A 7,137-nucleotide genomic window follows, 5' to 3' on the forward strand; every position below is an offset into this window, starting at 1 on the left:
GCCGAGATCGGCACCCTCCGGGCATTGGGTTTCCAGCGCGCCGCCATTCTGCGCGCGTTCCTCACCGAATCGCTGTGTCTGGCCCTCGTCGGCGGGGCGCTCGGGCTCGCCCTGGCCTCGACGCTCGGGGCCATCACGGTCTCGACCATGAACTGGCAGACCTTCTCGGAGCTGGCCTTCCGTTTCACCATGACCTTCGAGATCGTGGCGAAGGCCCTCTGCTTCGTGCTGGCCATGGGCCTTCTGGGCGGATTCCTGCCGGCGCTCCGAGCGGCCCGCCTCGGCATCGTGGAGGCCCTGCGCGCGTCCTGAGCAAGGGCCGGCCCCGGCCCTCGGTCGATACAACTCTCATGGCGATGCACCGGCCCACGGCGATAATCGGGGAGGGGATCGGTGGGCACCGCTGCCGTATAATGCGACGTTCCGTCCTGACAATAATAGGGGGAGGGCCATGGCTACACTTCTCGTCTTGCTCGTCATCGTCGCGGGTGGGTGGGCACTCGCTTACTTCTCGGTACCGCTTCTTCGCTGGACGCTAGCCGGAGGGCTCTTACTCCTGGTCTTGTCGCTCGCCGCGCCGGCCTGGTGGCTCTACCCCCTTTGGCTCCTCTGGGGCTTGGTCGCCCTCGCCAATGTCGCGCCGGTACGCCAGCGCCTCTATACGGCGCCCATGCTGCGCGTCTTCCGCGCGCGTCTGCCGTCCGTCTCGGCGACCGAGCGCGAGGCCCTGGAGGCCGGTGGAGTATGGTGGGATGCGGAGCTGTTCTCGGGGCACCCGCACTGGCAGCGCTTTCTGGAGTTCCCCAAGGCGCGGCTGACCGAGGCCGAGCAGGCGTTTCTCGACGGCCCGGTCGAAGAGCTGTGCCGGATGCTGGACGACTGGCGGATCACCTTCGATCTGAAGGACCTCCCGCCCAATATCTGGGCCTTCATCCGGCGCAATCGGTTCTTCGGGATGATCATCCCGACGGAGTACGGCGGGCTCGGATTTTCCGCCGAGGCGCATTCGCAGGTGGTCGCCAAGGTCGCGTCCCGCTCCGGGAGCGCGGCGGTCACCGTGATGGTGCCCAATTCGCTGGGCCCCGCCGAATTGTTGCTGCATTACGGCACCGACGCCCAGAAGTCCCATTACCTGCCGCGCCTCGCCGACGGGCGGGAGATCCCCTGCTTTGCGCTGACCAACCCCTACGCCGGATCGGATGCCTCCTCGATCCCCGATAAGGCGGTGGTGTGCCGGGGGGAATATCAGGGGCAGCAGGTCCTCGGCATGCGCGTGACCTGGGAGAAGCGTTACATCACCCTGGCTCCGGTCGCGACCGTGCTCGGGCTCGCCTTTCAGCTCTATGACCCCGAACGGCTCCTGGGTGGGGAGGACTATCTCGGGATCACGCTGGCCCTCATCCCGACCGGCCACCCGGGGGTCCGGATCGGGCGCCGCCATTTCCCCCTCCAGCAGGCCTTCCAGAACGGTCCGACCTCGGGGACCGACGTGTTCATCCCCATGGACATGGTCATCGGCGGCCGCGCACAGATCGGGCAGGGCTGGCGCATGCTCATGGAGCGGCTGGCGGTCGGGCGCTCCATTTCGCTCCCGGCGCTCGCGGCGGCGGCCATCAAGTTCTGTGCGCGCAACGCCGGTGCCTATGCCAGGGTCCGCAAGCAGTTCAAGCTCCCGATCGGACGCTTCGAGGGGATCGAGGAGGTGCTCGCCCGCATCGCCGCCGATGCCTACGCCGTCGAGGCGGCGCGGCGCCTGACCACCGCGGCCCTCGACCAGGGGTTCGAGCCGGCCGTGATCTCGGCGCTCCTCAAGTACCAGTCCACCGAACGCCAGCGCCAGGCCATCAACGATGCCATGGACATCCATGGCGGCCGCGCGATCTGCGAGGGGCCCAGCAATTATCTGGCGAACGCCTACCAGGGTGTGCCGGTGTCGATCACGGTCGAGGGGGCGAACATTCTCACGCGCAGCCTCATCGTCTTCGGTCAGGGTGCCATCCGCTGCCACCCGTGGGTTTTCAAGGAGCTCGAGGCGGCGCTGGACACGGATCCGGCCCGGAGTCTCGCGGCGTTCGACACGGCCATCTCCGGCCATGTCGGGTACGTGCTGAACAACCTGGCACAGGCGGCCTTTCATCACCTGACCTTGGGGCGGTTTATGGCCGTGCCCCGGACCGGCCCCGTGGCACGCTACTACGCGGGGATCGGTTGCGCGAGCCTCGCCTTCGCGCTGATGGCCGACGGCGCGCTCATGGTCCTCGGCGGGCAGCTCAAGCGCCGCGAACGCCTGTCCGGGCGCTTCGCCGACGTCCTGTCGGAGATGTACTTCGCCAGCGCGGTCCTCAAGCGCTACGAGGACGACGGGTGCCCGGCCGAGGACCTGCCGCTCGTGGACTACGCCTGCCAACGCTCGCTGCACGTGATCGAAGAGCGCCTCGCGGACATCCTCGACCACTTCCCGTCCCACCCCCTCGGGTGGGTGCTGAAGCGCATCGTGCAGCCGTTCGGCATGCGCCATCACGGGCCGGACGACCCCCTCGGCCACGCGGTCGCAACGGTCCTGCTCGCCCACTCGCCAGCGCGGGAGCGGCTCACGGCGGGGATCTACGTGAACCGCGAGCCCGCGGACGTGACCGGGCGGCTCGAGCACGCCTTCGATCTGATCATCCAGGCCGACGAGATCGAGGCCCGCATCCAGTCCGCCGCCCGCGCCGGACAGCTCGGTACCACGACCGGCCGCGAGGCTTGGGTCGCGGCCCAGCGCGCCCAGCTCATCGGGGACCAAGATATAGCGACCTTGGAGGCCGCGGACAAGGCGGTGCGAGCCGCTATCGACGTCGACGATTTTGCGCCGGAGGATTTAGTAGGGCATGCCGCGGTCGAGGTCCCGATGGCCAGTACGGCGTAGGTAAGCACCGCCTCCGCGGGCGAACCGGTACGAAAGGGGCGGCGTTGGGTCCTGCGCTTCAGCTCACCGACGCATCCCCTTGCTCGCCTCCGCGCTTGGCCCCCTCCCTATCCCTACCCCGCTTTGCAGGGGAGGAAACTGGGAAACTCCAGGGGACGAACTCACGAACTGCCGCCCCGGCTTGCACGGCGATGGGGCTCATGAACTCCCTCCGCGCTTTGCACGGAAGGAACCCCCACCCTCACCACCGCAATATATAGGGGAGAAATCACGAACTCCCTCCGCGCTTCACAGGGCGACGGGACTCATGAGCTCCCTCCCCTGTCCGCGCTTTTTGCGGACGGGGGAGGGCGGGGTGGGGGTTCGCCGTGGCCGGGCTTTCGGAAGCCGCAGGCGCGGCACTCAGACTGTACGTGAAGCTCGCAGTGAGAGGTGGCTTTTGGGCCGTCGCGACCTTCTTTTGGCCTGAGCCTCATCGCCCCTGAGCCTCATCGCCGCCGCATACAAACCCCATCCCGACGGGGAAGACGACAACCCACCGAGGAGATAAACCGGCCGACGCTGGGCCGGCGATGGGGAGCCGGCCGTGCGCCCCGCCGCGAGCGGCCGGCCAGCCCTCCCTTCGGGAAGGCCCCGCTTACCATATTCTCCAATGCTTGTCAAGAACTTCTCCTGTGAAAAAAGTCACAGACTTTCGCCTCCACCTATTGTAAAAGTGGCATGCCTATGATACTGGTAAAATGTTAAATCGATCGAGTGGGGAGGAGCAGGCGGTGTCTTGGCACAGTTCGCGGACAGGCGCCTTTCGGCACCGCTGGGCTTTTGCCCGCCTGTCAGGAGCCACAGAGGTTCGTCGTCTGTTCGGGGCAAAGCCGTGCATTTGGCAGAGTAGGGGGTCTTGTGACAGACATCCAACCGTTGTGTCGCAGCACGAGCCGCCAAAGGCGAGCGCTGTGGGACCGCCGCGCGGAAGCGTGCAGCAACGTGGAGAAATACAATCCCGCCTCGGAAGGCCGCGCAGACGCCGGCCGGTCCTTTCGGATACGAGCCTTTCGTCTCGCTGGTAAAGAATTAAGCGAAAGGCGTAGGGAGATCTAGAGGCCTTGAATACTAGTTTACCCGGCGAAAACATGTTCATACTTCAGAAGTGTCATGTGACGGGGATTGGCCAATCTGTGCCCACGATGCTGGTAGCCGAAAAGGGAATTCGCCGATTACTGTGACGGTAAGTATTATAGAGTGTGAATCGCTGTTAGATAATTAGTCATCGCCTTGCGGGTGCGGAGAAGAACTATGGGACTGTCAAATACCGAGCAGAAGCGAAATAGCGGTTTGATCTCGGCGGGACTGGTGATGCTCCTGGTTTTGGCCACTCCCCTTGCTTATGCGCAGGACCCGATCTGCGGGGACGGTATCTTCAATCCGGATAATAATGAGCAGTGCGACGACGGCAACAACGTTGAGGGCGATGGCTGCTCGTCCACTTGCCAAAACGAGCCGCTACCGCCGGTAGCGAGCGACGTTGCGATCACGGGCACGCCCCAGGTCGGCCAAGTGCTGACGGGAAACTACACCTACAGCGATACCGAAGGGGACTTGGAGGGTGCTTCTACCTTCCGTTGGCTGCGTGGTGACACGCCCATCGCAGGTGCCACGGCCCGGACCTACACCCTGGTGGTGGCGGATGAGGGAGCCCTGATCACGTTCGAGGTCACTCCGGTGGCCCAGAGCGGCACCTCGCCGGGCGTGCCGGCTACCAGTGACGCGGTGAGACCCGTTGTCCCGCCCATCAACCTTCCCCCGACGGCGAGCAACGTGTTGATTTCGGGCAACCCCCGGGTGGGCCAGGTGCTCACCGCCAGTTACGACTACTTCGATGCCGAGAACGATCCGCAAGGCGCCTCCACCTTCCGCTGGCTGCATACGGACGGGGAGGTTGATACCCCGATCGATGGCGCCACGGCGCCGACCTACACCCTGGTGGCGGCGGATGAGGGAGCGCTGATCAAGTTCGAGGTCACCCCGGTGGCCCAGAGCGGCATCTCGCCGGGCCTGGCGGCCAGTGCCGTGGTGGGACCCGTCGTCACCCCCGAGCTCCATCCCTCGACTCCCCCGACGGCGAGCAACGTGTTGATTTCGGGCAACCCCCGGGTGGGCCAGGTGCTCACCGGCAGCTATACCTACGCCGATGCCGAAGGTGATTTGCAGGGTACCTCCATCTTCCGCTGGCTGCGCGATAACGTCGCCATCCCCGGTGCCACGGCCCGGAGCTACGCCCTCGTGGCGGCGGATGAGGGAACGCTGATCAGGTTCGAGGTCACCCCGGTGGCCCAGAGCGGCCCCTCGCCGGGCCTGGCGGTTGCCAGTGCCGAGGTGGGACCCGTCACCCCCGCGCCCAACGATCGCACGACGGCGAGCGACCTCGAGCTCATCAGTCTGACGGCTACCCCGGATTCCCTAACCGTCAACGGGCAGCTCACCTATACGATCAAGGTCCGGAACAACGGCCCTGCAACGGCAACGGGCGTCCACGTCATAAATGCCCTGCCGCCTGGGGCCGCCCCCGTGCCCGCGGAGGGGCCTGCCGATTCCAGCCAGGGCCAGTGCAGTGGTACACCCTCTTCAGGTCCGCCACCTCAAGCGCTTACGGTGCAGTGTGATCTAATCGAGCCGCTTCCCCCGAGTGCTGAGGCCACCGTGACGATAAACGTCATGCCCACGGTGGCAGGCGATTTAATTAACACCGCGCAGGTGGCCGCGTTCGGTACCGATCCGAACCTCGCAAACAACAGCAAGACCGTGACGACGACGGTCCGGCTACAGGTTCCGGAGTTAGCCGATTTAGCTGTCACCGCCGCTGTCGGTCCGAGAGCGAGCGGCCAGGGGTTTACCTACACGCTCACCGTCACAAACCACGGTCTGGCCACGGCCACGCGCGTGCAGCTCACAAATGACCTGCCCCGAGACGTTGACTTCGTCTCCTTCGCCGTGAGTCAGGGTAGCTGCATCGGCATCGATCCGATGTTGTGTGATCTCGGAACACTCACGAGCGGCGCAGTGGCGACCGTGACGATCGACGTCGTCATTCGCACCGACGTGGAGCCGGACACCCTCCCTAACCGGGTCCAGGTTAATGCGGACCAGGATGACCCGGATAGGGCGAACAACTTCGCGTCGACGAGCGCTCTCGAACTGTCCAGGCCACAGACCGCCTGCAATAGCGCGCGCTGTACGCTCAGACTGACCTGCAACCGATCGGGCTTTCTACGAGGGATCTGTGAGAACGAGATAAAGCTGTTCGTTGACACGCCTGCGCGCCGGGATACGCGTACGGGCCGGCTGAGCGACGAGCGGGCGGCGAGGCCGCCCAGGGTTCGCTTCGCTGCCGGTATAGGGAATCTTACGGGAGATCAAACGGCGAATGTGCGGCTCCAGATCACGCAGAAGGGTAAGAAGCTCGCGGGTACGCTCATCCAGCGGGGTAAGAAAACAGTCAGGGGCGTGATGGAGATCAAGAACCACGTGGGGGGCATGGGCACCGACAGAATCCGCGTCAAGGTGCGACTGAAGTGACGGACTTTACCGAATTTGCGCAGAAATCGTAAGGCGGGTTAGCGGCTTTATCGCGTAACCCGCCTTCCGAGAAGGCGGCACATGAGCCAAACCCTTTGCCATACCTGATTACGTTCGCGTGAATGTTCTCGGGGTTCATATTTTTCACGGTGGCATTGCTGGAACGCCGCCGTCGCTTGCTGGCCGAAAACAGCGACTCTTACGCGAGGCCTTCGATTCCGTACGCGATCGACGACCGTTTCGGATCGGTTTTCCGATCACCTCCATTGCCTTTGGACGTTACTATTGAACGATTCGGATCTCTCAATCTGCTGGCGCTTGATCGAGTGTCATTCGCCCGCGCCATCGTACCGGGAGAGCGGTTATCAACCCGAACGCGAATGAAACACGAACGGGGTTTGGCAGGGCTGTATCCGCCCGAATGGGCGGCCCCGTGTGGCTGCCCGGGATGGGATTGGAATGATGGGGCCGATCTCTCGAAAGGCGGGTTACGCGATAAAGCCGCTAACCCGCCCTACCGTTCTAGCGCATGGGAGCCTCTAAAAATTGTGATGAAAGCCTATACTGCCGCGGCATGTTACAAGGGATTTCACTATCCAGGCCGATTTTGGAGCAGCATCAGGGATCTAGATCGGCCTTTTTGAGGGGATCATCCC

3 protein-coding genes are annotated in these 7,137 nt (G+C 64.4%); all 3 read left to right on the forward strand.

Annotated features, from left to right (window positions below; all coding sequences use genetic code 11):
• The coding region (locus M3461_09765) for an ABC transporter permease (protein ID MDQ3774624.1) at positions 1 to 312 on the forward strand (312 nt) is incomplete at its 5' end.
• 139 nt (positions 313 to 451) lie between these two features.
• On the forward strand, positions 452 to 2,908 hold the full coding sequence (locus tag M3461_09770; protein ID MDQ3774625.1) for an acyl-CoA dehydrogenase: 2,457 nt from the start codon (positions 452 to 454) through the stop codon (positions 2,906 to 2,908).
• A 1,293-nt stretch (positions 2,909 to 4,201) separates the two neighbouring features.
• Positions 4,202 to 6,481: a DUF4215 domain-containing protein gene (locus M3461_09775; protein MDQ3774626.1), complete on the forward strand. Its 2,280-nt coding sequence runs from the start codon at positions 4,202 to 4,204 to the stop codon at positions 6,479 to 6,481.
• The last annotated feature ends 656 nt before the right edge of the window (positions 6,482 to 7,137 follow it).

This window comes from Pseudomonadota bacterium, from assembly GCA_030860485.1.
Classification (GTDB): domain Bacteria; phylum Pseudomonadota; class Gammaproteobacteria; order JACCXJ01; family JACCXJ01; genus JACCXJ01.

Bases quoted from the DNA above. Each gene is read 5' to 3' on its own strand.
- M3461_09770 (MDQ3774625.1), top strand. From the start codon at position 452: ATGGCTACACTTCTCGTCTTGCTCGTCATCGTCGCGGGTGGGTGGGCA.
- M3461_09775 (MDQ3774626.1), top strand. From the start codon at position 4,202: ATGGGACTGTCAAATACCGAGCAGAAGCGAAATAGCGGTTTGATCTCG.